The sequence below is a fragment of the Streptomyces hainanensis genome, assembly GCF_004348415.1.
GTDB lineage: Bacteria > Actinomycetota > Actinomycetes > Streptomycetales > Streptomycetaceae > Streptomyces > Streptomyces hainanensis.
The window spans coordinates 1-763 of the sequence record NZ_SMKI01000894.1 but is presented as its reverse complement, the minus strand read 5'-3'; the positions used below and the strand labels follow the sequence as shown (position 1 = coordinate 763).

Annotated in this window: 1 protein-coding gene; it reads left to right on the top strand. The window is 72.3% G+C overall.

Annotated features, from left to right (window positions below; all coding sequences use genetic code 11):
• Positions 1 to 162 precede the first annotated feature (162 nt).
• Positions 163 to 735: a hypothetical protein gene (locus E1283_RS36690; RefSeq protein WP_132822448.1), complete on the top strand. Its 573-nt coding sequence runs from the start codon at positions 163 to 165 to the stop codon at positions 733 to 735.
• Positions 736 to 763 lie beyond the last annotated feature (28 nt).

The window sequence follows — 763 nt, the reverse complement described above, 5'->3', positions numbered from 1 at the left end:
GCGCATGCGTCCATCGAAACACGGTGGGCGGGGGGACCGGGACCACCCTGCGATCTACATCGAACGATGCAGACGGCGCCGTCCGGATCCGCATCGGAGGGGACGCGCCGGCGCACCGCCGGGACCGAACATGGGAGCAACGGGGGAGAGGAGCCGTTCATCATGATCGTCGCGTTCATCCTGGCAGCCGAGATCGCCTTCTGGGCGGTCCTCGCGGCGGGCCTGGCCGTCCGCTACCTGCTGCGCAGGCGCCGCGCCAGCACGGTGATGCTGCTCGCGGTGCCACTGATCGACGTGGCGCTGCTCACCGCGACCGCCTGGGACATCAGAAACGGGGGCGAGCCGTCCTACGCGCACGGCCTGGCCGCGCTCTACCTCGGCTTCACGATCGCCTACGGCCACTCGGTGATCGTTTGGGCCGACGCGCACGCCGCCCACCGCTTCGGGGGCGGCCCCAGGCCACCGAGGATCCAGCGGTACGGGAAGGAGCGCACGGCCTACGAGTGGCGGCTGTGGACACGCACGCTGATAGCCGGCGTCATCGCGGTCCTGGTGATCGAGGCGATGATCCTCGTCATCGACGACGCCGGCGGAACCACCCCGCTGCGGGGCACGGAGGGCGCGGCCCTCCGCGCCGTCGCCATCCACGCGGCGGTCGCCCTCTACTACACGGTCTGGCCGGGCAAGGCCCCGGCAAGCGAGGTGGTGCCGGACGCGGAGGCGCGGGCGCGCTGACCCCGGCGGGCGGTTCGTCCCCCACCCA

What these genes read in the sequence shown, in the direction of transcription:
- E1283_RS36690 (WP_132822448.1), top strand. Translation starts at nt 163, where the DNA reads ATGATCGTCGCGTTCATCCTGGCAGCCGAGATCGCCTTCTGGGCGGTC.